This window comes from uncultured Campylobacter sp. (genome assembly GCF_938017705.1).
Lineage (GTDB): Bacteria > Campylobacterota > Campylobacteria > Campylobacterales > Campylobacteraceae > Campylobacter_B.
The window spans coordinates 1-1,893 of sequence record NZ_CALIIS010000175.1 but is presented as its reverse complement, the minus strand read 5'-3'; the positions used below and the strand labels follow the sequence as shown (position 1 = coordinate 1,893).

The following is a 1,893-nucleotide window of genomic DNA, read 5'->3' as shown; positions in this document are numbered from 1 at the left end:
GCACCTCTTTAGTGCGGATATTTTGCCCGGCATAGTCCTCAAAAAGCGTCGCCGCACCCGCAAAATAGGAACATAAAAACATCTCTATCATCGTTTTTCCTTTCAAAAGACTGAAATTTTGCGCTATTTTAGCTTAAATTTTATAAAATCACCGAAAATTTAAACGAAGGAGCGAGCGTGAAAAAAATGTGGGAGGGGCGCTTTAGCGAGGCGAGTTCGGCGCTTTTGGAGGAGTTTAACGCCTCGATCGGCTTTGATAGGGCGCTTTGGCAGGAGGATATCGCAGGCAGCAAGGCACACGCAAGAATGCTCGGCGCCTGCGGGATCTTAAAGCCTGACGAGAGCGAAAAGATCGTCGCGGGGCTTGAAGCCGTGTTTGAAGAGATAAAAAGCGGTAAATTTGAGTTTAAAATCGCTGACGAGGACATCCACATGGCGGTAGAAAAACGCCTAAGCGAGCTCATCGGAAGCGATCTTGGCGGTAGGCTGCACACGGCGCGCAGCAGAAACGATCAGGTCGCGCTTGATTTTCGCCTCTACGTGCTTAAAAGCGGCGCTCAGGTTGCCGAAAAAATCCGCGAGCTAGTAGAGGCTTTGCGAGATATCGCTAGCGAGCACACAGACACGCTGATGCCGGGCTATACGCACCTTCAGCACGCCCAGCCAGTGAGCCTTGCCTATCATTTGCTAGCTTATGCGTTTATGTTTTGCCGCGACTACGAGCGCTTTGCCAGCTCGCGAGAGCGAAACAACCTCTGTCCGCTGGGCTCGGCTGCGCTTGCGGGCACGCCGCATCCGATAAACCGCGAGCTGGTCGCGCAGCAGCTCGGGTTTGCGGGAGTGACTCCGAACGCGATGGATAGCGTCAGCGACCGCGATTTCGCGCTGGAGATTTTGTTTAACGTAAGCGTGCTGATGACGCATGCGTCGCGCCTGTGCGAGGAGCTCATCTTGTGGAGCTCGCAGGAGTTTGGCTTTATCACGATCAGCGACGCGTACAGCACGGGCAGCTCGATCATGCCGCAGAAGAAAAACCCCGACGTCGCCGAACTTATCCGCGGCAAAACGGGACGCGTAAACGGCAATCTCGTCGCGCTGCTAACGGTGATGAAGGGCTTGCCGTTAGCATACAACAAGGATATGCAAGAGGACAAGGAGGGCGTTTTTGACAGCGTTGCCACCGCGCTTGCGAGCCTTGAAATTTTAAAACAGATGCTAAAAACGGCTAAATTTAACGAGCAAAATATGCTCGCGATGACGAAGCGTGGGCACCTCACGGCAACCGATCTAGCCGACTATCTCGTGCGGGAGAAAAACATACCGTTTAGGCGGGCGCACTTCATCACGGGCAAGGCTGTGGCGTATGCGGAAAATTTGGGCCTGGATTTGAGCGAGCTAAATGCGCAGCAGCTTGCTAGCGTGGATGAAAGCTTGGACGGCTATGCGGTTAAATTTCTTGATCTAAACGCCTCCAAAGAGGCGCGCAAGTCGCAAGGAGGCACGGCAAATGAGAGCGTCGCGGCGCAGATTGAAATTTTAAACGGGTGGCTGAAAATTTGAATTATTTTGCTTAAATATAGCAGTATAAAATTTTTATAAAAAGGTATCTGATGCTTGAGTATCTCAAAGCACATATAATTGCCATTATTATAGGCGTATCTGGTTTTTTATCAGCTATGGTTACTTTATTTGTTAATGTGGGCGACTTAATAAGTATTAAGTGGCTTATTTTGTTTATTTTCATCTTTCTAATCGTAGTCTCAATACTTGTTGGTTACTTGTATAATATGAGGCAGTATGTGACAGATTATAGCTTAATTAAAAAACTTAAACTTAGACCCTTACATAGAGAGGTGGATGGCAACGAGCTATTTTTAAATAAATCATCCATTA

2 protein-coding genes are annotated in these 1,893 nt (G+C 48.9%); both read left to right on the top strand.

The genetic code is table 11. The features are described from left to right. Window positions 1–186 precede the first annotated feature (186 nt). Window positions 187–1,560 (top strand): argininosuccinate lyase, encoded by a 1,374-nt coding sequence (gene argH / locus Q0605_RS08310; protein WP_298706059.1) that lies wholly within the window; start codon window positions 187–189, stop codon window positions 1,558–1,560. Window positions 1,561–1,610: 50 nt separating this feature from the next. Next, the coding region (locus tag Q0605_RS08305; RefSeq protein WP_298706056.1) for a hypothetical protein at window positions 1,611–1,893 on the top strand (283 nt) is incomplete at its 3' end.

Excerpts from the sequence above, each read along its gene's own strand:
- argH (WP_298706059.1), top strand. The coding sequence starts at position 187 with ATGTGGGAGGGGCGCTTTAGCGAGGCGAGTTCGGCGCTTTTGGAGGAG.